The 20,231-nt window shown below is 74.4% G+C and carries 19 protein-coding genes and 1 pseudogene; 8 read left to right on the top strand and 12 right to left on the bottom strand.

Going from position 1 to position 20,231, the window contains the following annotated elements; genetic code table 11:
- Positions 1 to 340: 340 nt before the first annotated feature.
- The 3 genes and pseudogenes from AQJ11_RS52635 to AQJ11_RS09885 all read left to right on the top strand — a co-directional run.
- Positions 341 to 592, top strand: a pseudogene (locus tag AQJ11_RS52635) (PepSY domain-containing protein); the annotation flags it as partial.
- Between the two features lie 49 nt (positions 593 to 641).
- The gene (locus AQJ11_RS09890) at positions 642 to 1,040 is read left to right on the top strand and encodes a BlaI/MecI/CopY family transcriptional regulator (RefSeq protein ID WP_014676528.1); all 399 of its coding nucleotides are present in this window, start codon (positions 642 to 644) and stop codon (positions 1,038 to 1,040) included.
- A gap of 6 nt (positions 1,041 to 1,046) precedes the next feature.
- Positions 1,047 to 1,994, top strand: a complete 948-nt coding sequence (locus AQJ11_RS09885) for a M56 family metallopeptidase (RefSeq protein WP_014676529.1) — start codon at positions 1,047 to 1,049, stop codon at positions 1,992 to 1,994.
- A 152-nt stretch (positions 1,995 to 2,146) separates the two neighbouring features.
- Here the strand turns inward: AQJ11_RS09885 and AQJ11_RS09880 are convergent, their stop codons facing one another.
- On the bottom strand, positions 2,147 to 2,977 hold the full coding sequence (locus AQJ11_RS09880; RefSeq protein WP_059262666.1) for a cytochrome c oxidase assembly protein: 831 nt from the start codon (positions 2,975 to 2,977) through the stop codon (positions 2,147 to 2,149).
- Entirely contained in the window at positions 2,977 to 3,537 is a 561-nt protein-coding gene (locus AQJ11_RS09875; RefSeq protein ID WP_059262664.1) for a DUF2243 domain-containing protein, read from the bottom strand. Before AQJ11_RS09875 ends, AQJ11_RS09880 begins: the two co-directional genes overlap by 1 nt.
- 271 nt (positions 3,538 to 3,808) lie before the next feature.
- Here AQJ11_RS09875 and AQJ11_RS09870 point away from each other — a divergent pair, with 271 nt between their 5' ends.
- On the top strand, positions 3,809 to 4,666 hold the full coding sequence (locus AQJ11_RS09870; protein ID WP_059262663.1) for an MBL fold metallo-hydrolase: 858 nt from the start codon (positions 3,809 to 3,811) through the stop codon (positions 4,664 to 4,666).
- A 55-nt stretch (positions 4,667 to 4,721) separates the two neighbouring features.
- On the opposite strand, the gene AQJ11_RS09865 is transcribed toward AQJ11_RS09870, so the two are convergent.
- Positions 4,722 to 6,380, bottom strand: coding sequence for a catalase (locus AQJ11_RS09865; protein WP_059262661.1), 1,659 nt, complete (start codon positions 6,378 to 6,380; stop codon positions 4,722 to 4,724).
- 251 nt (positions 6,381 to 6,631) lie between these two features.
- Here AQJ11_RS09865 and AQJ11_RS09860 point away from each other — a divergent pair, with 251 nt between their 5' ends.
- Positions 6,632 to 7,348: a chaplin gene (locus AQJ11_RS09860; RefSeq protein WP_279616942.1), complete on the top strand. Its 717-nt coding sequence runs from the start codon at positions 6,632 to 6,634 to the stop codon at positions 7,346 to 7,348.
- 138 nt (positions 7,349 to 7,486) lie between these two features.
- On the opposite strand, the gene AQJ11_RS09855 is transcribed toward AQJ11_RS09860, so the two are convergent.
- The gene (locus tag AQJ11_RS09855; RefSeq protein WP_059262658.1) at positions 7,487 to 8,836 is read right to left on the bottom strand and encodes a hypothetical protein; all 1,350 of its coding nucleotides are present in this window, start codon (positions 8,834 to 8,836) and stop codon (positions 7,487 to 7,489) included.
- A gap of 112 nt (positions 8,837 to 8,948) precedes the next feature.
- On the opposite strand from AQJ11_RS09855, the gene AQJ11_RS09850 reads away from it, so the two are divergent.
- A complete protein-coding gene (locus tag AQJ11_RS09850; RefSeq protein ID WP_086011605.1) occupies positions 8,949 to 10,214 on the top strand; it encodes a molybdopterin-dependent oxidoreductase in 1,266 nt (421 codons plus the stop codon).
- A 313-nt stretch (positions 10,215 to 10,527) separates the two neighbouring features.
- Here AQJ11_RS09850 and AQJ11_RS09845 read toward each other — a convergent pair whose 3' ends face one another.
- The 3 genes from AQJ11_RS09845 to AQJ11_RS09835 are packed head-to-tail and all read right to left on the bottom strand — an operon-like array spanning position 10,528 to position 12,652.
- The gene (locus tag AQJ11_RS09845) at positions 10,528 to 11,322 is read right to left on the bottom strand and encodes a class I SAM-dependent methyltransferase (RefSeq protein WP_058083107.1); all 795 of its coding nucleotides are present in this window, start codon (positions 11,320 to 11,322) and stop codon (positions 10,528 to 10,530) included.
- Positions 11,319 to 11,951 (bottom strand): TIGR04282 family arsenosugar biosynthesis glycosyltransferase, encoded by a 633-nt coding sequence (locus AQJ11_RS09840; RefSeq protein WP_014676538.1) that lies wholly within the window; start codon positions 11,949 to 11,951, stop codon positions 11,319 to 11,321. The genes AQJ11_RS09845 and AQJ11_RS09840 overlap by 4 nt, the downstream gene beginning before the upstream one ends.
- A complete protein-coding gene (locus AQJ11_RS09835; RefSeq protein ID WP_237281026.1) occupies positions 11,948 to 12,652 on the bottom strand; it encodes a glycosyltransferase family 2 protein in 705 nt (234 codons plus the stop codon). The genes AQJ11_RS09840 and AQJ11_RS09835 overlap by 4 nt, the downstream gene beginning before the upstream one ends.
- A 124-nt stretch (positions 12,653 to 12,776) precedes the next feature.
- On the opposite strand from AQJ11_RS09835, the gene AQJ11_RS09830 reads away from it, so the two are divergent.
- Entirely contained in the window at positions 12,777 to 13,559 is a 783-nt protein-coding gene (locus AQJ11_RS09830) for a response regulator transcription factor (protein WP_244218173.1), read from the top strand.
- Position 13,560: 1 nt separating this feature from the next.
- Positions 13,561 to 14,670 carry a sensor histidine kinase gene (locus AQJ11_RS09825; RefSeq protein ID WP_059262656.1) on the top strand — a complete coding sequence of 370 codons (1,110 nt, stop codon included), beginning with the start codon at positions 13,561 to 13,563 and terminating at the stop codon, positions 14,668 to 14,670.
- Positions 14,671 to 14,771: 101 nt separating this feature from the next.
- Here AQJ11_RS09825 and AQJ11_RS09820 read toward each other — a convergent pair whose 3' ends face one another.
- The 5 genes from AQJ11_RS09820 to AQJ11_RS09800 all read right to left on the bottom strand — a co-directional run bounded on the left by AQJ11_RS09820 (position 14,772) and on the right by AQJ11_RS09800 (position 20,225).
- On the bottom strand, positions 14,772 to 15,761 hold the full coding sequence (locus tag AQJ11_RS09820; RefSeq protein ID WP_014676542.1) for an NAD-dependent epimerase/dehydratase family protein: 990 nt from the start codon (positions 15,759 to 15,761) through the stop codon (positions 14,772 to 14,774).
- A gap of 91 nt (positions 15,762 to 15,852) precedes the next feature.
- The gene (locus AQJ11_RS09815) at positions 15,853 to 16,779 is read right to left on the bottom strand and encodes an RNA polymerase sigma-70 factor (protein ID WP_059262649.1); all 927 of its coding nucleotides are present in this window, start codon (positions 16,777 to 16,779) and stop codon (positions 15,853 to 15,855) included.
- A 229-nt stretch (positions 16,780 to 17,008) separates the two neighbouring features.
- Positions 17,009 to 18,406 (bottom strand): GH1 family beta-glucosidase, encoded by a 1,398-nt coding sequence (locus AQJ11_RS09810; RefSeq protein ID WP_059262647.1) that lies wholly within the window; start codon positions 18,404 to 18,406, stop codon positions 17,009 to 17,011.
- Positions 18,407 to 18,438: 32 nt separating this feature from the next.
- Complete coding sequence (locus tag AQJ11_RS09805) at positions 18,439 to 19,266, bottom strand: carbohydrate ABC transporter permease (RefSeq protein ID WP_014676545.1); 828 nt, start codon at positions 19,264 to 19,266, stop codon at positions 18,439 to 18,441.
- Positions 19,267 to 19,271: 5 nt separating this feature from the next.
- Positions 19,272 to 20,225, bottom strand: a complete 954-nt coding sequence (locus AQJ11_RS09800) for a carbohydrate ABC transporter permease (RefSeq protein ID WP_014676546.1) — start codon at positions 20,223 to 20,225, stop codon at positions 19,272 to 19,274.
- Between the last annotated feature and the right edge of the window lie 6 nt (positions 20,226 to 20,231).

Below are 20,231 nucleotides of genomic sequence, written 5' to 3'. Positions count from 1 at the left end.
CACAGGTCACCAACACCCCGGGCAACTCGGCCCTTTCGCGGTCCGACCACTGGACCACCCGCGATTCGCGCACCGAGCCCCGGAGAAGGGCCTGCACCTCTACGCCGGCGCGCTCGTCGCGACCTTCCCGCTGACCGCCGCCGTCACCGGCCCGCTGTACGCGGGCTCCATCCAGGCCGAGAGACTCGTGTACGGCCACGAGCCGACCGTTCCGGCCGGCGAGCGCGCGCTGCCCCGTCTCCGTCCAGGTGACCGCCGCCCGCAAGGCCCACCCGGAGGGCACCGCCACGCCCGCCCGCCCCGCGCCCGAGGCCGGCGCCGCGCCTTCGGCCTGCACCGCACCGTCGCCGTCGACCCCGCCGCCGGCCGGGTCACCGACGAGCTGCGGTTCGCCGACCACCCGGTGCTCGCCGAGCTCACCCGCTGGGGCATCGACCTGCACACCGGTGTCCTCTTCGAGGTGCCGCCGTACCTCCTCGCGCCGCCGCTCGGCATCCCGCCGGCCTGTTTCCTCGTCGTCGGCATCCTCCTCGGGGAGGTCGCGAACCGGCGCGGGCGCCGCACGTGCGGGAGTGTCAGTGGCGTGAAGTAGCGTGGAACGGCGGGTGAGCGAGCGAGTGAAGACGGGGGAGGTTCCACGGATGACGAGGGAAGACGGCCGGGCCCGGCGGCGCGGGCAGGGGGAGCTGGAGGGCCAGGTCCTCGGCGCGCTGCGCGAGGCGGACGGACCGGTCACCGCGGCCTGGGTGCAGGAGCGCCTCGGCGGCGACCTCGCCTACACCACCGTCGTCACCATCCTGACCCGGCTGCTCGCCAAGGACGTCGTCTCCCGCGAACGGCACGGCCGGTCCTTCCTGTGGACGCCGACGGCCGACGTGGCCCGGCTGGCCGCCCTGCGCATGCGCCGCCTGCTGGACGGCGAACGGGACCGCGAGGCGGTCCTCGCCAGCTTCGTCACCGCCCTGCCGCCCGGCGACGAACAGGTGCTGCGGGCGCTGCTCGACATCCCGGGCCCGGACGCCGGCGGCACGGAGGACTGACCGCTCATGGGGCTCTTCGTCTTCCTGCCGCTGGTGCTGCCGCTGTCCGCGTGGCCCGTCGCCCGGCTCGCCGAGACCCGGCTGCACCCGCGCACCGCGACCCGGCTGCTGACCGCGGTCGCCGTCGTCATGGCCGGGTGCAGCACCCTGTGCCTGGCCCTGCTCATGGTGGTCGGCACGGCCCAACTCCCCGGCAACCCGCTGCCGGACGGCTGGTCCGACCCGGAGGTGCGGGCCGCCGTCCCGCACGACGAGGTGGCCGGCCGGGCCGCCATCCCCGCGCTCTCCGTCGTCGCCGCGGCCTGCGCCCGCACCCTGTGGCGGCACCACCGGGTCACTCACCGCGCCCACCGCGCGCTCGCCGGGGTGCCGGGGTCCACGGTCGCGGTCCTCCCGGACGGCACACCGTACGCGTACGCCCTCCCCGCGAGCCGCAGCCGGGGACGGGGACGGGGCCGGATCGTCGTCAGCACGGCCCTGCTGGCCGGACTGGCGCCCGCCGAGCGGCGTGCCCTGTTCGCCCACGAACGCGCCCATCTGACCGCCCGTCACCACCGCCACCTGCTCGCCGCGCACCTGGCGGCCCGCGCCAACCCGTTCCTCAGACCGCTGCGCACGGCCGTCGTCTATACGGCGGAGCGGTGGGCCGACGAGGAGGCGGCCCGCGCGGTCGGCGACCGGCGTACGGTCGCCCGCGCCATCGGCAAGGCGGCCCTGCTGTCCCCGCGCATACCGGTGCCGACCGTGGCCGCGCTGGCGGCGACCGGTCCCGTGCCGCGCCGGGTGGCCGCGCTGCTGGCCCCCGCCCCCGCGGCCCGTACCTGGCCGTCGGCGTTCACCTCGGTCGGCCTGGCCGCCTGGGGCGCCGCCGCCGGGGCGCTGGTGTCGGCGATGTCGTCGGCGAGCTCCGCTGTCACCCTGTTCCTGGTCCTGCACGCGGCGACACCGCTGTGACGACGCAGCGGCCGGGCGGCAGTACCCAGGCCGCGCGGGCTGGTGCCGGTCCGGTCCGCGGACACGCGGGGTCTGCCGGAGGGCCCGCGAGGGGGCCTGAATTCTCGGGGTGCCGCCTCCTGGCCGTGCCGGCCGGCATGCCTGCCGCGTCCCTACTGCGCGGGGCGCACCGCGTGCCTGGTGACCGCGCCGCGAGCGGGGCGCCAGGTGGCGACCAGGGCCGCCGCCAGCAGGAGTTCGGCAATGTCACCGCCGTAGTACATGATCTCGGCAGCGCCCCGGACCTGGGGGACCGGAGCGCCGACGGCCACCCGGAAGCCGCCGTACATCAGCTGTGCGACGCTCGCGTGCACCGCGATGGCGCAGCCCAGGCAGACCAGCCGGGCGCGCACACCGGGGCGGCCCGGTGCGGGATCGGGTCCGGCGACGGCGTGCGCGAACAGGCAGCCCGCCAGCAGGAAGTGCGCGTGCAGCAGCCAGTGTCCGGCCGGGCGGCCCGTCACGGCGTCGTAAAGCGGGGTGAAGTACAGCGGCACGAGGCTGCCGGTGGACAGCAGCAGACCGGTCACCGGGTGGGCGAGCAGCCGGGCCGGTCCGCTGTGCAGGAACGCGGTGAGGCGGCGGGCGTGGGGTGCGGGCAGGGCGCGCAGCGCGAGGGTCATCGGGGCGCCCAGCACCAGGGCGAGTGGCGCGTACATGCCGATGAGCATGTGCTGGGCCATGTGGCCGCGGAAGTCACGGTGGGCGAAGGCGGCGACCGGAGGCAGCAGCGCCGCCGCCAGCAGGAGCAGGCCCGCGCAGAAACCGGCCGTGCGCCAGGGGTTCCAGCCCCGCACGGGGTTGCGGCGGCGGACCCGGCGCGCCAGCAGCAGATAGCCGCCCGCGCACGCCAGCAGGGCCAGGACGGGGAGCAGGACCTCCAGCGCGCCGCCGCTCTCCGCGTGCCGCATGTGCGTGTGCAGATGCGCGGTGCCGTCGGCCATCAGACGGCGTGTCCCGGCCGTGCGGCGCGGGGCGCGGCCGGATCGAAGGGCCGGGCGCCGCGCCGCAGGAGCAGGCCGCCCGCCAGCAGCAGCGCACCGAGCACGAGGAAGCCGATGTCCCACCACACCTGGTAGGGGCCGCCGTGGACGTGGTGGACGCCCAGAACGTGATGGTCGAGGACGCCCTCCACGAGGTTGAACAGGCCCCAGCCCGACAGCACCCAGCCCCAGAGCACCCGTGAGGCCCACACCTGGCGCCGGCCCGTGGTCACCCGGGCGTACAGGACGGCGAGGCCGCCGAGGACGGCGAGCCAGCAGACGGTGTGGAAGACGCCGTCCCACACGGTGTTCATCTCCAGCCCGGAGACGGTGTGGGGGTCGTAGTACTTCACACCGATGTGGTCGTGGTCGGTGCTGGTCAGCATGTGGTGCCACTGGAGGAGCTGGTGCAGCAGGATGCCGTCGACGAATCCGCCGAGCCCCACTCCCAGCAGGAGGCCGGGCAGCCGGAGGCTGGGCGGCGCGGTCTCGGCTCCGGTCTCGCGCACGGTGGTCGTCATCGCTCCTCGTCTCGGTCGGTTCCCCGGTGTCCCTCGGTCGAGCGGGTACGGCAGCGGCTGCCCTACGAGAGCTACCAGCTCCCCGGCCCCGCCGCTGCGGCACGCTCGGCCATCTGTGCGCGGACGGGTGTACGGCGACGGAACCGGCCGGCCCGGACCGGTCCTCTCATGCCGTCCGCCGCCAGGGGTACCCGCCCGGCACGGGAGGAACCCGGCACGCCCGCGCGGGTGCGGGTACCCGCGACGGCTCGGACGGAAGGGCGACGCGACCATGCCCGGTACCACGGACCCACCCACCGACGACACGGCCGACCTGCACTTCATCGGCAACGCGACCGTTCTGCTGCGCTACGGGCCGCTGACCCTGCTCACCGACCCGAACTTCCTGCACGTCGGCCAGTACGCCTACCTCGGCAAGGGCCTGCTGAGCCGGCGCCTGACCGAACCCGCTGTGGAACCGGAGGACCTGCCCCGACTCGACGGGATCGTGCTGTCCCACCTGCACGGGGACCACTGGGACCGCCGGTCCCGGCGCCTCCTGGACCGCTCGGTCCCGGTGCTGAGCACCCCGCACGCCGCGCGCCGCCTGAAGGTGCTGCACGGACGCGAGCGGGTGGCCGGACTGCGCACCTGGCGGGGACTCACCCTCCGGCAGGGCCCGGTCCAGGCCAGGGTCACGGCGCTGCCCGGACGGCACGCCGGACATCCGGTGCTGCGAGGGCTGCTGCCCCCGGTGATGGGCAGCATGATCGAGCTCGGTCCGGCGGGCGGCCCGCCGCGGCTGCGGCTGTACGTCTCCGGCGACACCCTGCCGTACGACGGCCTCGACGAGATCACCCGCCGCTTCCCGGCCGCCGACCTGGCCGTCCTGCACCTGGGCGGTACCACGCTCCCCGGCGGCTTCCTGGTCACCATGGACGGCCGGCAGGGCGCGGAACTGGCCCGGCGCCTCGGTCCCCGCGCCGTGCTGCCCGTGCACTACGAGGAGTACACGGTGATGCGCTCGCCCCTGTCCGCCTTCCTGACCGAGGCCGGTCGGCTCGGCCTCGGCGACCGGATCGTGCACTGCCCGCGCGGGCGCCACGCCCGGCTCGTGGCCGAGCCGGGGGCGGCGCCCGTCGTGGGCTGACCGGCGCGCCGGGCTGCCAGGAGTTCCGGCGCGTCGGGGGTGCGGGCTCAGCGGGTCACCGCGTCACCTCATGGCGCGCGTCCGGGACGCAGTGCGTCATGGTGAGGCCCTCGACGTTCCGCGGCGGGTTCTTGCCGAGGTTCGCCAGCCGCTCCTTGTCCTCCTCGGTGAGGTCCTGGCTGGCCAGCGGCTCCAGGTCCGCGACGTCCTCGGGGCGGAGGCCGAGGCCCTCGCCGACCCGCAGCCCCAGATCGTTCTCCACCAGCAGGAAGTGCCACACCATCCGCTCCTGGACGGACCGGTCGCACCGGGAGAGCTGACCCACCAGGTTCCGCACCAGGTCGTCGCGCTCCCACTGCTCCATGAGCAGGTACCGCTGGCCCGCCTGGAGGTAGTCGTTGGTGCGCGGGATGCGCTTGCGGGTGAGCCGGCCGTGGATCTCCGGGCCCTGCTCGTCGTGCGCCGGATACTCCGCCTCGCGCAGGCCGCCCCGGATCGACGGCTCGTAGTTGACGCTCGGGTTCTCCCCGGCGCCGTCGACGTGGTACGTCATCAGCCCGTCGCGCTGGTTGGTGCGCACCCGGGCGTTCTTCGCCTGGTTGACCGGCAGCTGGAGGTAGTTCGGGCCGACCCGGTAGCGCTGGGTGTCGCTGTAGGAGAAGGTCCGGCCGACGAGCATCTTGTCGTCGGAGAAGTCCAGGCCGTCGACGAGTACACCGGTGCCGAAGGAGATCTGCTCGTTCTCCGCGAAGAAGTTCTCCGGCATCCGGTCCAGCACCATCCGGCCCACCGGCTTCGGCGGGAAGTCCTGCTCCGGCCAGGTCTTGGTGTCGTCCAGCGGATCGAAGTCGAGTTCGGGGTGCTCGTGGTCCTCCATGACCTGCACGAGCAGCTCCCACTCGGGGTACTCACCCCGCTCGACGGCCTCGTACAGGTCCTTGGTGGCGTGACCGAGGGAGCCGGCCTGGACGTTGGCCGCGTCCTCCTCGGTCATCGAGCGCACGCCCTGCTTGGGCATCCAGTGGTACTTGACGAGCACGGTGTTGCCCTCGGCGTTCACCCACTTGTAGGTGTTCACGCCGAAACCCTGCATGTGGCGGTAGTCGGCGGGGATACCACGCGGGCTGAACAGGTTGACCAGCATGTGCATGGCCTCGGGCGTCTGCGACATGAAGTCGAAGATCCGGTTCGGCTTCTGCTCGAAGTCCACCGGGTCCGGCTTCAGGGCGTGGATGACGTCCGGGAACTTGATGGCGTCCCGGATGAAGAAGACGCCCAGGTTGTTGCCGACGAGGTCCCAGTTGCCGTCCTCCGTGTAGAACTTGACGGCGAAGCCACGCGGGTCGCGCGCCGCCTCCGAGGAGTCGCGGCCGCCGATGACGGTGGAGAAGCGGACGGCGACGTCGGTGCGCTTGCCGCGCTCCTGGAACAGCTTCGCGCGCGTGTAGCGGCCGATCGGCTCGTCGCCCCAGGCGCCGTACGCCTCGAAGAAGCCGTACGCGGTCACCCCGCGGGCGTGGACGACCCGTTCGGGGATGCGTTCCCGGTCGAAGTGGCTGATCTTCTCCAGGAACTGGTAGTTCTCCAGCGTCGCGGGCCCACGGGCGCCGACGGTGCGCTGGTTCTGGTTGTCGTAGACGGGGTGGCCCTGTCGGTTGGTCAGGATCCTCCGGTCGTCTCCGGAGGCGGGACCGGTGCCTGCTACGTCTGTCATGTCGAAGGCTCCTAGAAACGGGAGAGGCGGTACGACAAGCGTCGCCACGACCACCGTCCGAGTACCCGAAGGCGCGCGGCCATGTCCCTGCCGAACCCTCGTACGGCTCTCGGGCGCGACGGCCGCGCGAAGACGCCCGTCGGCCGCCGTATAGGGCAAAAGGCTGAAAAACCATAACTTGCGTGTTTACGGCGGCGTTTCCTCCGGTGCGGGTGAGTGCCCGCGACCGTGTCTGGAAGGGCTGGGAACCGATGAAACGGGCTACCCGAAACAGTGTGATCGCCATTGCCGCCGCGTCCGGCGCGATGGCAGTGGCGGGACCGGTGCACGCCGACTCCGCCGCGCAGGGTTCCGCGGGCGGCTCGCCCGGGCTGATCTCGGGCAACGGCATCCAGTTGCCGGTGCACCTCCCGGTGAACGTCTGCGGCAACACCGTGAACGTGGCGGGGCTGCTCAACCCCGCCATGGGCAACACGTGCGCCAACAAGGGCGGCGGCACCGGCGGGAAGGAGCGGCCCGCGGCGCCGAGCGGGGCGACGGCCCACGCCCGCACGCAGGACTCGCCGGGCCTGGTCTCCGGCAACGGCCTCCAACTGCCGGTCGACCTGCCCGTCAACGTCAGCGGCAACAGCGTGAACGTGGTCGGTGTCGGCAACCCCGTCTTCGGCAACACGTCCGCGAACGTCCCGGGCGACCACCCCCAAGAGCCCGGCCGGGCCACCCCGCCCAAGCCGCAGGAACCCCCGGTCGCGCCGCCGGTGCGTTCCGAGCCCCCTCGGCCGCAGGAACCGCCCGCCACCCACCCGGCGCCGACCCCGCCCGTCGTACGGCACGAGCCGCCCGGCAGCCTCGCGCAGACCGGTGCGGAGACCACCTGGGCGGCGGCCGTCGCGAGCCTGGCCTCACTGATGGGCGGGGCGCTCCTGTACCGCCGCTCCCGCACGAGGCAGGCCGGCCGGGAGGCATGACCCCACCCTGAACCCCCGGCCGGACTGTCTCCGGCCGGGAACGGACGGCTGCGGACGCAACCGGGCCGACCGGGGGACTAGGCCGGGGCCGGCCGGGTTCGGATCGGGTGGCCGGCCGGCGCGTTCCCCCGGGCCCGGTCACCAGCCGGTGAGCAGCAGGTGGTTCAGCAGCAGCGCGAGCGCTGCCTGGGCGGTGAGCCAGCCGCGTGGGCGGGGGAGGAGCGCGCAGGCCGGGAGCAGCCACATCGCGAAGGGCAGCCAGATGCGTTCCGTCTCCGCCTTGCTCATGCCGGACAGGTCGGCGGCCAGCAGGGCGAGCAGCGCCGCCGCCACCAGGAGGGCGAGCCGGAACTCCGCACGGGGGGCCGTGCGGCGGCGGACGAGGCAGACGCCCGTCCGCCGGAGCCCCGCCGCCGTGGCCAGGCCGGTGATCAGCACCGTGCAGGCCAGGTTGGCCCACACCCAGTAGCCGTAGGGGCGGATGCCGCCGACGCCCTGGTAGTAGCGCGTCACCAGCAGCCGGTACCCCTCCCACCAGTCGAACCCGGCCAGGGTGAACACCGTCGGGACCACCGCCGCCCCCGCCACGAAGAGGACGAGCGGGACCGGTCGCACCCGGCGCCGTCCCGCCGCCGGCACCACCGCCCCGATCAGCGCGAAGAGCGTCAGGCCGTACGAGAGGTAGCAGGTCAGGCCGTACAGCAGCCCGCTGCCCACCGCCCAGGCCGCGGACCGTCCGGTGACCGCCAGCGCCAGCAGGGCCACCGACCAGGCCGCGACCGCCGCGAAGTACCCGTCGGCCGAGGCGCCCACCCACACGGCGGCCGGGGCGAGGACGAGGAACGGCGCCGCCCGCCGGGCCAGGCGCTCGTCGGCCAGCGCCCGCACCGCCACCAGGACCGCCACGCAGGCGGTCGCCCCGACGGTGATGCACCAGGCCCCGGCCCAGCCGCCGCCGCGCAGCCCGGCCCGGTCCAGGAGGACGAAGGTGACGGTGGCCGCCGGGGGATGCCCGGCGACGTGCGCGGGCCAGGGGGCGGGGGAGCCGCTCACGATGTGGTGGGTGAAGTCGCGCAGCGCGGCCGGGAGGTCGTGGAAGCGGCCGATCACCCTCAGGTACTCGTTGCGGGCGGTGAGCCGCCCGGCCACACCCCGCTGCCAGCCGTCGACCAGCGCCAGCGACCAGGTCCAGGCCAGTGCCGCGGCCCAGGCCGCGAGGAGCAGCCCCCGCCACGGCAGCCGTGCGGCGACGCAGGGCCCGTACGCCACCACGGCGACCGCCACCAGGACGGCGGCCGGGGTGCCCGGCCCCAGGTGCGGGTCCCAGTCGGCCAGCAGCGGCGGCCAGTGGACGAACAGGGTGCGCCGGGTGTCCTGGATGTGCCGGCCGACCAGCACGGCGACGAGGACGAGCAGGGCGGCGGCCGACGCGGCACAGAGATCGGCGCGCAGGCCGGCGTACCGGTCGCGCAGGGGAGGCTGGGTCACACCGGAACGCTAGGGCGGCGACCGGGGGAACGAGGGGACCGGCGGCCCGACGTCAGCGTTTCGTCATGGGTCGCGGACGCGGTCACGGCGTGTTCCGGCCTACGGTCGAGACATGCGAGACGACGACCCTCGGCTCCCCTCCTCACCCGGCTTCTGGCGCAGCCCGCTGCGCGGCCCCTGGTTCACCTCGGTGCTCGGCATCGTGCTGCTGGTGGGCATCACGGTGCTGTTCGTGACGGGCCTGGTGTCCTACGCCGCCTACAACCCGGACCTCGCACGGGTGAACGACCAGACGCCGGACAAGGGAATCCTCGGCTTCTACCTCTTCGCCTGGCCGACGAACCCGTACTGGCTCTACCGGGTCACCCAGGGACTGCACGTCACCCTCGGCATCACCCTGATCCCGGTGCTGCTGGCCAAACTCTGGTCGGTCGTGCCGAGGCTGTTCGCCCTGCCCCCGGCCCGCTCGCTCGCGCACGCCCTGGAGCGGATCTCCCTGCTCCTCCTCGTCGGCGGCGGGCTGTTCGAGTTCACGACCGGCGTCCTGAACGTCCAGCTCGACTACGTCTTCCCCGGCTCCTTCTACCCGCTGCACTTCTACGGCGCCTGGGTCTTCTTCGCCGCGTTCGTGGCGCACGCGGCGCTGAAACTGCCGACCGCCGTACGAAGCCTGCGCCGACGGCGCGAGGAGCGGGGGGAGCCGGTGCCCCGCGCGCCGGAGCCGGGGGAGTTGGTGTCCCCCCGCCCGCTGCCGCCGACCGTGTCCCGGCGCGGGGCGCTGTGGTTCGTCGGGGGCGCCTCGCTGCTGCTCCTCGTCACCACCGCGGGCCAGAGCATCGGGGGAGCGCTGCGGCGCACCGCCCTCCTCGCGCCGCACGGCGGAGCCGACCCCGGCGGCGGGCCGAACGGCTTCCAGATCAACAAGACGGCCGCCTACGCCGGCATCGACGCGGCGGAGACCGGCGAGGAGGCATGGCGGCTCGTCGTCACCGGCCGCACCGGAACGGTCCGCCTCAGCCGCGCCCAGTTGCTCCGGCTGCCGCTGCACAGCTCCGCGTTGCCCATCGCCTGCGTCGAGGGCTGGTCGACGGAGGACCAGTGGTGGCGCGGGGTGCGGCTGCGCGACCTCGCCGCGCTCGTCGGGTACGACGGCGACCCGCCGGACCTGTTCGTGGAGTCGCTCCAGCGGCGCGGGGCCTTCCGCCGGGCCGCCCTGCGCGCCAACCAGGTGGCCGACCCGCGCTCCCTGCTCGCCCTGTACGTCAACGGCGAGGCCCTGTCCCCCGACCACGGCCATCCGGCGCGGATCATCGTGCCCGCGGCGCCCGGTGTGCTCAACACCAAGTGGGTGGCCCGGCTGACCTTCGGAGACCTGTGATGCTTCCGCGCCCGGCCCTCGGCAGCCCGTTGCAGATCCTGCTGCTGGCCTGCTCCTTCGCGCTCGCCGGCTACGCCGGCGTACGGCTGTTCGCGGGCGACTGGCGGGCCGTGGCGCTGTGGCTGGTGGGCGCGGCCCTGCTGCACGATCTCGTGCTGCTGCCGCTGTACGCGGTGGCGGACCGGGCGGTCGTCCGCGCTCTCGGCGCCGCCGGGCGGCGGGAGCGGACCATGTACGTCCGGGTCCCGGCCGCCCTGTCCGGACTGCTGCTGCTCGTGTGGTTCCCGCTGATCACCGGCATGGTGGACCGGCCCTACCGGTCCGCCACCGGCCTGTCGGCGGACGGCTTCCTCGCCCGCTGGCTGCTGATCAGCGCGGTGCTGTTCGCCGGCTCGGCGCTGCTGCTGGCGCTGCGGGGGCTGCGGCTGCGCAGGGCGACGAAGCGGCGCCGGCCGGTCGTCCACTGACCGGCGGTGCGCCAGCCCGCCCGGCCCGCGTACCGCAGCAGGGCCGGGGTGCCGAGCCGCGCCCACGGAAAGGCACCATGGCCGCCCGTGTCCACATCGGTGCCGTCGACGACCTGCACCTCGGACCGTTCGTCGACGTCCACCACGGCCGTCTCGGCGATCAGCAGACCGCCGGGCCGCAGCAGCCGGGCCACCCGGTCCAGCAGGGCGCGCGGGTCGCCCCCGATGCCGACGTTGCCGTCCATGAGCAGCACGGTGCCCCAGCGCCCCTCGCCGGGCAGCGGCTCGAACACCGAGCGCCGCAGCGCCTGGCCGCCGAGCCGCACGGTGTGGTCGACGGCGGCCTCGCTGACGTCGATGCCGAGGACGGTACGGCCCCGGGCGGCGAGCTCCGCCACCAGCCGCCCCGGTCCGCAGCCGACGTCGAGCACGGCACCCTCGCACCGGTCCAGCACCGCCCGGTCGACCGGGTCCGCCCGCGCGCACCAGCGCTCGACCTCCAGCGGCAGCAGCCAGCCGTCGGTCCGGCGCAGGAACAGCGGGCCGCGCCCGGTGCGCAGGGCGAGGGCGTAGGGACCGGCCCCGGCCCAGGGGACGGCCGGCGGGGCGCTCCTCGCCCGGCTGCGGCTCCGGGTGCTCATCGCCCGGTCCCCGGTCCGCAGGGGTGCGCGGCGCACCGGGCCAGCCGGGCGGCGAACCGGCCGTGCGGCGCCCGGCCGGCGACCGCCACCGCGTCGGCGGCCGTGTCCACGTCCCGCAGCCGGGGCAGCTCGCGCACCCGCAGCCCCGCGGCCACCAGCCGCCGCCGCTGGACGGCACCGGTCCACGGCGTCGACATGGGCACGCCCCGCAGCAGAGCCGGGTCGGGCTCGGCCAGGCCCAGCGCCCAGAAGCCGCCGTCCTCCGCCGGGCCGAAGCACGCGTCGTACCCCGCGAAGTCCACGGTGAGCAGCTCCGGGGTCACCTGCGGGGTGTCCATGCCGATGAGCAGGGCGGGACCGGTGCACCGCGCGAACGCGTCGGCGAGCCGCAGGTCCAGCCCGCCCGCGCACTGCGGTACGACGTCGAAGCCGGGCGGCAGCCAGGGGCCGGGGCTCCCGTCCAGCACCAGGACGCGCCGGGTGGCGGGGGCCGCCGCGACGGCGCACAGGGTGTCGGCGAGCGCGGCCTCGGCGAGCTCCGCAGCCTGAGCGGGGCTGAACGGCGGGGTGAGCCGCGTCTTGACCCGCCCCGGCAGCGGTTCCTTGGCGATCACGAGCAGTGTGGTCACGGTGCGGTCCTCCCGCCGGCCGGCGGTTCGGCCAGGACGCGGCTCATGTCCCGCACCGCCTGCCAGGTGCCGCGCCAGGTGCCCGTCACCTTGGAGGCACCGGTGCGCGGCAGGTACGGCACGTCGTGCTCGGCGATCCGCCAGCCCGCGTCGGCCGCGCGCACCACCATCTGGAGCGGATAGCCGCTGCGCCGGTCGTCGAGGCCGAGCGCCAGCAGCGGCTCCCGGCGGGCGGCACGCAGCGGGCCGAGGTCGTGCAGCCGCAGCCCGGTACGGCGGCGCAGCAGCCGCGCGAGCGCGAAGTTGCCCGCCCGGGCGTGCGCGGGCCAGGCACGCCGGGTCCGCGCCCGCCGCCGGCCCAGGACCAGGTCGGCCCGGCCGTCGAGGACGTCCCGGACGAAGGGCACGAGGTGCCCGGGGTCGAGGGAGGCGTCGCAGTCGCAGAAGCAGACGACGTCGGCGGTGGCGGCGGTCAGCCCGGCGTGGCAGGCGGCGCCGAAACCGCGTCGCGGCTCGTGCACGACGGTCGCGCCGAGGGCGCGGGCGAGGCCCGCGGAGCCGTCGGTGGAGCCGTTGTCGACCACGAGGGCGCGCCAGCCCGCCGGGATCCGGGCGAGCACCCAGGGCAGGGCCTCCGCCTCGTCCAGGCAGGGCAGCACCACGTCCACGCTCGCCGCCGATGAGGGGGATGAGGGGGTCACGCCGTTCACCCTACGGAGGGGAACCGGGCATATCGGGCCGGCGCTGCTTACGAAACGCGGACGTCCGGGCCGGGAGCGGGCCAGGGGTGCGACACCCGCCGCGGCCCGGTGCGAGGCTGGTGACATGCAGCAGCCGCACCTGCCCGCCGGACGCCCAGTCAGGGACGGGTCCGCCCCCGGCACCGAAGCACCGGCCCCCCGCTCCGTCCCCGGTGCCCCCCGGGTCCTGGTCGTGGACGACGACGCGACCGTCGCCGAGATCGTCGCCGGATACCTCGGCCGCGCCGGATACGCGGTCGACCGCGCCGCCGACGGCCCCACCGCCCTCACCCGCGCCGCCGCCCACTGGCCGGACCTGGTCGTACTGGACCTGATGCTGCCCGGCATGGACGGACTGGAGGTCTGCCGGCGGCTGCGCGCGCGGGCTCCCGTCCCCGTCGTCATGCTCACCGCCCGCGGTGACGAGGACGACCGCATCACGGGTCTGGAGGTCGGCGCCGACGACTACGTGACCAAGCCGTTCAGCCCCCGCGAACTGGTCCTGCGGGTGCAGTCCGTGCTCCGCCGGGCGCTGCCCGGCACGGGCACCGGGCCGCTGACCGCGGCCGGTGTCACCGTCGACCCGGCCGCCCGCCGCGCCACCAAGAACGGTACCGAACTCGCCCTCACGCTACGGGAGTTCGACCTCCTCGCCTTCTTCCTGCGGCACCCGGGGAGGGCCTACGGCCGGGAGGACCTGATGCGCGAGGTGTGGGGCTGGGACTTCGGCGACCTGTCCACCGTGACGGTCCACATCCGCCGGCTGCGCGGCAAGGTCGAGGACGACCCCGCCCGGCCGCGCCTGATCCAGACCGTGTGGGGCGTCGGCTACCGCTTCGAGCCGAGCGGCGCGGAAGGGGAGGGCTGACGTGCGCGACACCGTCCTCATCGCCCTGCTCGCCTTCGCCGGGGCCGCCGTCACGGGCCTGGCCGGGGCCGCCGCGCTCCGGCTGCTGCGGCGCCGCTCGCTCACCGTGTCCCTCGCCGTGATCGCGGCGGTCGGCGTGGGCGGCGTGCTCGCCGGCACCCTCGCCGTCGCCCAGGCGATGTTCCTGTCCGCCCACGACCTGAGCGTGGTGACGACGGTCGTCGCCATGGCGGCCGTGGTCTCCCTGGCGACCGCGCTGGTACTGGGCCGCTGGGTCGTCGCCCGCAGTCACGAACTCGCCATGGCGGCACGTTCGTTCGGCGAGGCCGGCGACTTCGCCGCCCCCGCGGGCCCGGCCACCGCCGAACTGGCCGAACTGAGCCGCGAGCTGGCGGCCACCAGCGCGAGACTCGCCGAGTCCCGGGAACGGGAACGCCTGCTGGAGTCCTCGCGCCGGGAACTCGTCGCCTGGATCTCCCACGACCTGCGCACCCCGCTCGCCGGTCTGCGCGCCATGTCGGAGGCCCTGGAGGACGGCGTCGCCGACGACCCCGACCGCTATCTGAAGCAGATCCGCACCGAGGTCGAGCGCCTCAACGGCATGGTCGGCGACCTCTTCGAACTCTCCCGCATCCACGCCGGCACGCTTCCGCTGAGCCCGTCCCGGATCTCGCTCTACGACCTCGTCGGCGACGCCCTCGCGGGAGCCGACCCGCTCGCCCGCGCCCACGGCGTACGGCTGGTCGGCGACCGGGTGGAGCCGGTCCCGGTCGAGGTCGACGCCAAGGAGATGAGCCGCGTCCTGGGCAACCTGCTGGTCAACGCCATCCGCCGGACGCCCGCCGACGGCACCGTCGCCGTCGCCGCCGAGCGCTCGCCCGACGGCGTGGTGCTCTCCGTGACGGACGGCTGCGGCGGCATCCCGGAGGAGGACCTGCCCCGCGTCTTCGACACCGGCTGGCGCGGCACCCACGCCCGCACCCCGCCGGCCGGCGCGGGCCTCGGCCTCGCCATCGTGCGCGGCATCGTGGAGGCCCACCGGGGCCGGGCCACCGTGCACAACATCCCCGGCGGCTGCCGCTTCGAGGTCACGCTCCCGGCGGCTCCCTAGCCGGTACGCCACCGGCGACGGCCAGTTCGGCTTCGGGCGGCACCAACGCCCAGGGCGACCACGTGTACGAGCGGGGTCCGCAAGAGCCTGACCGGCACCGGTCACCCCGAGGCCGCGAACTCCCGCATTCCCTCCTCGAAGCCGACCCGCGGCTTCCAGCCCAGTTCGGCCCGCAGGCGTGAGGAGTCGGCGGTGATGTGCCGTACGTCGCCCAGCCGGTACTCCCCGGTGACGACCGGCGCGGGACCGCCGTGGGCGTCGGCCAGCGCGCGGGCCATCTCCCCGACGGTGTGCGGCTCGCCGCTGCCGGTGTTGTACGCGGTCAGCGCGCCCGGCGCGGACCCCGCCTCCAGCGCCACGACGTCGGCCGCGGCCACGTCCCGGACGTGCACGAAGTCCCGGCGCTGCCGCCCGTCCTCGAAGACGCGGGGTGCCTCGCCCCGGGCGAGCGCGGACCGGAAGAAGGAGGCGACGCCGGCGTAGGGGGTGTCGCGGGGCATCCGGGGCCCGTACACGTTGTGGTAGCGCAGCGACACGGCGGACCCGCCGGTCGACCGGGCCCAGGCGGCGGCCAGGTGCTCCTGCGCCAGTTTGGTCGTGGCGTACACATTGCGCGGATCGGCCGGCGTGTCCTCGCCGACCAGCCCGGGGGCCGGCTCGGCGCCGCACACCGGGCACCTCGGTTCGAACCGCCCCGCGTCCAGATCGGCGACGGTCCGCGGCCCCGGCCGTACGACCCCGTCGCGCGGGCACACGTACCGCCCCTCGCCGTACACGACCATCGACCCGGCCAGCACGAGGCGCCGTACCCCGGCCTCGGCCATGGCCGCGAGGAGTACGGCGGTGCCCAGGTCGTTGCGGGAGACGTACTCCGCCGCGTCCCCGAACCCGGTCCCGAGCCCGACCATCGCGGCCTGGTGGCAGACGGCGTCCACACCGGCCACCGCCCGCGCGACCGCGACCGGATCCCGCACGTCGTCAGCCGGATCCGTACGCACGTCGAACACGACCGCCTCGTGCCCGCGCGCCGTCAGCGCCTCGACCACATGAGACCCGATGAACCCGGCGCCGCCGGTGACCAGTACCCGCATGCCCCCACGCTAGGCCCGCCGCCGCACCGGGCCGGCGGGCCGCGCCCGCACGTCACGACTCCGTAAGACGGGCGCGCAGCAGGGAGGCGGTTCAGCGGCGCAGGGCGGTCTCGCGGTCCATGCGCGACAGCTTCTCGGGGTTGCGGACGGCGTAGAGGCCGGTGACGCGGCCGTCGTCCAGGTGCGCCGCGATCACGGTGTCGATCCTGCCGCCGAGCCGGAAGAGCAGCGCCGGGTAGCCGTTGACCTCGGCGGGCTCCAGCGACGCGGCGGGGCCGAACCTGCTCAGCCCGGCGGCCAGCGAGGCGACCCGCTCCGCCCCCACGACCGGCACCGGCGCGGCCTCGGCGACTCCGCCGCCGTCCCCGAGGAAGACGACGTCGGGCGCCAGGATGTCGAGCAGCCCTTGCAGGTCGCCCGTTTCGACCGCCCGCCGGAACGCCTCCAGCGCGGTGCGGGTCTCGGCCGCGGAGACGGCTCCGCGAGGCCGGCGCGCCGCCACGTGCGCGCGTGCCCGGCGGGTGATCTGGCGGACGGCGGCCTGGCTCTTGCCGACGGCCTCGGCGATCTCGTCGTACTCCACGCCGAACACCTCGCGGAGCACGAACACCGCCCGCTCGGTCGGCGTGAGCGTCTCCAGCACCAGCAGCATCGCCATCGAGACGCTGTCGGCGAGTTCGACGTCCTCGGCCACGTCGGGGGCGGTCAGCAGCGGCTCGGGCAGCCAGGGACCGACGTAGGACTCCTTGCGCCGGGCGAGCGCGCGCAGCCGGGTCAGCGCCTGGCGGGTGGTGATCCGGACCAGGTACGCCCGCTGGTTGCGCACCGTCTGCGGGTCGACGCCCGCCCAGCGCAGCCAGGTCTCCTGGAGGACGTCCTCGGCGTCGGCGGCCGAGCCCAGCATCTCGTAGGCGACGGTGAACAGCAGGCTGCGGTGGGCGAGGAACGCCTCGGTCGGGGAGCCCGCGCGGCTCCCGCCGGTACGGTGTCCGGCTCCGTCCGTCTGCCGCTCGCCCATGCCCGGCCCCCGCTTTCTTCGCGCTCGACTCCGCCACACCCACGAGACGCCGGTCTCCGCCGCCGTGTGACGGTCACCGCCGGTGGCGTGCGTCACAACCCGGCGAGATCCGTCGCGCCGTCGGCATCGGCGCCGGGTCCGCCCGGCCGGCCCGGGGGGACGGGTCCCCGTCGGCCGGCCGGGTGCGCTCGGCGGCGCCAAGATACGGCGCCTTGGCCAGGAACCCGCGTCACCCCCGCTGTGCGGCGATCATCGCCTTGTACCAGTGGTAGCTGTCCTTCGGTGTGCGCCGCTGGGTGTCGTAGTCGACCCGGACGATCCCGAAGCGCTTGTCGTAGCCGAGGGCCCACTCGAAGTTGTCCAGCAGCGACCAGACGTAGTAGCCGCGGACGTCGACGCCGGCGTCCATCGCGGCGCGCAGCGCGGTGAGGTGGTCGCGCAGGTAGGCCACCCGGTCGGTGTCGTGCACCGCGCCGTCGGCGGAGAGCGTGTCGTCCTCCGCCGAGCCGTTCTCCGTGATGTGGACCGGCGGCAGCGCGTCCCCGTACCGCTCCTTGAGCTGGACCAGCAGGTCGGTGAAGGAGCCGGGGACCACCGGCCAGCCCATCGCCGTCTGCCGCACGCCCGGCAGCCCGACCTCCGCGTAGCGGTTGTCCGTGGCCACCCGCCGTGCCGGGTCGGCCTCGCGGTGCGGGGCGTCGGCGACCACGATGGGCCGGTAGTAGTTGATGCCGAGGAAGTCCAGCGGCCGGGAGATCAGTTCCAGGTCGCCGTCCCGCCGGAAGTCCGCCCCGGTGATCAGCTCGCCCCAGGTCTCCTCCTCGGTGGCCGGGTAGCGGCCCGCGAGGATCGGCTCGGTCCACACCAGGTTGTGCTGGGTGTCGGCGCGGACCACGGCCGCGAGGTCGGCGGGGGAGTCGCCGGCCGGCAGGTTGCGGTCGAGGTTGAGGGTGATGCCGACCTCGCGCACCCCGGCCGCCCGCAGCGCCCCGACCGCCAGGCCGTGGCCGACCAGCAGGTGGTGCGCGGCGGCCAGCGCGCCCCGGCCCTCCTGGGCGCCGGGCGCGTGCCGGCCCACGGAGTAGCCGAGGAAGGCGCTGCACCACGGCTCGTTGAGGGTGATCCAGCGCGGCACCCGGTCGCCCAGGTGCCCGGCCACGACGGCCGCGTACTCGGCGAACCGCTCCGCCGTCTCCCGCACCCGCCAGCCGCCCCGGTCTTCGAGCGCCTGCGGCAGGTCCCAGTGGTAGAGGGTGGCGGCCGGCTCGATGCCTGCCGCGAGCAGTTCGTCGACGAGCCGGGAGTAGAAGTCCAGCCCCTTGGAGTTCACCGGGCCGGAGCCGTCGGGCACGATCCGCGGCCAGGCGATCGAGAAGCGGTACGAGTCCACGCCCAGGTCGCGCAGCAGCGCCACGTCCTCCCGGTAGCGGTGGTAGTGGTCGCAGGCCACGTCTCCGGTGTCGCCGTTCGCCGTCCGGCCCGGCGTGTGGCTGTAGGTGTCCCAGATCGACGGCCCGCGGCCGTCCTCCCGCGCCGCGCCCTCGATCTGGTACGAGGCGGTCGCGGCGCCGAAGACGAAGCCGGGCGGGAAGTCGGGGAAGCCGGTGGTGTCGGGGAAGTCAGTCATGAAGGCCGTTTCCAGGGGTGCGGTGGGGCGGGTCACTTGACGGAACCGCCGGTGATGCCGGCGGCGATGTACTTCTGGGCGAGCACGAGCAGGATCGCCGCGGGCACCGCGGACAGCACGGACGCGGCCATCACCGACCCCCAGTCGCCGACGTGGGCGCCGATGTACTGGTAGATGCCCAGCGTGACCGGCTTGACGTCGTCGGTGGTGTTCAGCGTGAGCGCGAACATGAAGTCGCTCCACGAGAAGAGGAAGGCGAACAGCCCCGACGTGATCAGGGAGTTGCGGCTCATCGGCAGCACCACCCGCAGGAACGTCCGCACCGGCCCGGCACCGTCCATCTGCGCCGCCTCGATCACCTCGCCCGGGATCGACACCATGAAGGACCGCATCAGCACGATCGAGAACGGGATGCCGAGCGAGGCGTCCGCCAGCATCAGGCCGAAGTAGGAGTTGACCAGGCCGAGGTCGACGTACGAGTTGTAGAGCGCGTTGGCGATGACGATGCCCGGCACCATCTGGGTGATCAGCGTGCCGAACACGATCGTCCGGGAGCCGCGCAGGCCGAACCGGGCCAGCCCGTAGGCCGCCGGGGCGGAGACCGCCAGGCAGATGACGACCGCGCCGAGCGAGACGACCAGCGAGGTCAGCAGGTGACCGCCCTGGTCGTCCAGGGCCTTGGAGAAGCCGGACAGGTCCAGGCTGCCGGGCACCGGGTCGACCTGGAGCAGACCCGAGGCGGGCTGGAGCGCGGTGTTGAGCATCCAGTACAGCGGGAACAGCATCACGCACAGGATGAGCACACCGGCGACGGTGGAACCCCAGCGGCGCCCGGATGTCGTGGGCGTGCGAGCGGCCATGGAGGTCACTTCCCCTCGGTGCGGTTGGCCCGCAGGTAGAACACCGCGAACACCGCGGAGACAAGGATGAGGACGTTGCCGACGACCGCGCCCGCGCCGAAGTCCAGCCGGACGAACGAGTTCTGGTAGGTCAGCGTGCCCAGGGTCTGGGTGGCGTCGGCCGGGCCGCCGTCGGTGAGCGCGAGGATCAGGTCGAGGATCTTCACCGTCGACATGAAGCCGAGCACGAGCACGACGGTGATCACCGGCTTGAGCTGCGGCAGGGTGATGGAGCGGAAGGTCCGCCAGGCGGAGGCGCCGTCCAGGGAGGCCGCCTCGTACAGCTCCTTGGGGATCTCCTGGAGACCGCCGTAGAGGATGACCATGTTGAACGGGATGCCGATCCATATGTTGACGAGGATCACCGACAGCAGGGCCATGCCGGGACTGGTTAGCCACGGGGTGTGGCCGCCGAGGCCGAGCGTGTCCAGGAACGAGTTCAGGACGCCCGTGTCCTGGTCGAGGATGCGGCGCCACACGATGCCGGACACCACCATGGGCACCAGCCAGGGCAGCAGGATCAGCGACCGCAGGACACCGTTCAGCGGGAAGCGGCGGCTGAAGAACACCGCGAGCGCCATCCCGATGCAGAACTGGCCGAGCAGCGAGCCGGCGGTGAAGACCAGGGTGTGCCAGAGCGCCTTGCCGAACAGCGGGTCCCGGAACACGTTCGACCAGTTGTCGGCGCCGTTGAAGGGCGCGTCCCCGGTGAAGAACGTCTTCGGGGTGAAGTGCTGGAAGCTCATCACGACGTTGCGGACGAGCGGATAGCCGAAGAACAGCAGCATGAAGACGACCGCGGGGGCGACGAACCCCCACTGGGCCAGTCTGCGGCGGCGGCGCAGCCGGACCGGGTCCGGCGCGGCGGCCGTCCGGGACGCCGTCCCGGGCGCCTGGGCGGTGACGATGGACGTGGTCATGGTGGC

Origin of the sequence: Streptomyces corchorusii (assembly GCF_001514055.1) — a bacterium.
Classification (GTDB): domain Bacteria; phylum Actinomycetota; class Actinomycetes; order Streptomycetales; family Streptomycetaceae; genus Streptomyces; species Streptomyces olivaceoviridis.
The sequence above is the reverse complement of the archived record's forward strand: the minus strand, read 5'-3'. Positions and strand labels throughout refer to the sequence as shown.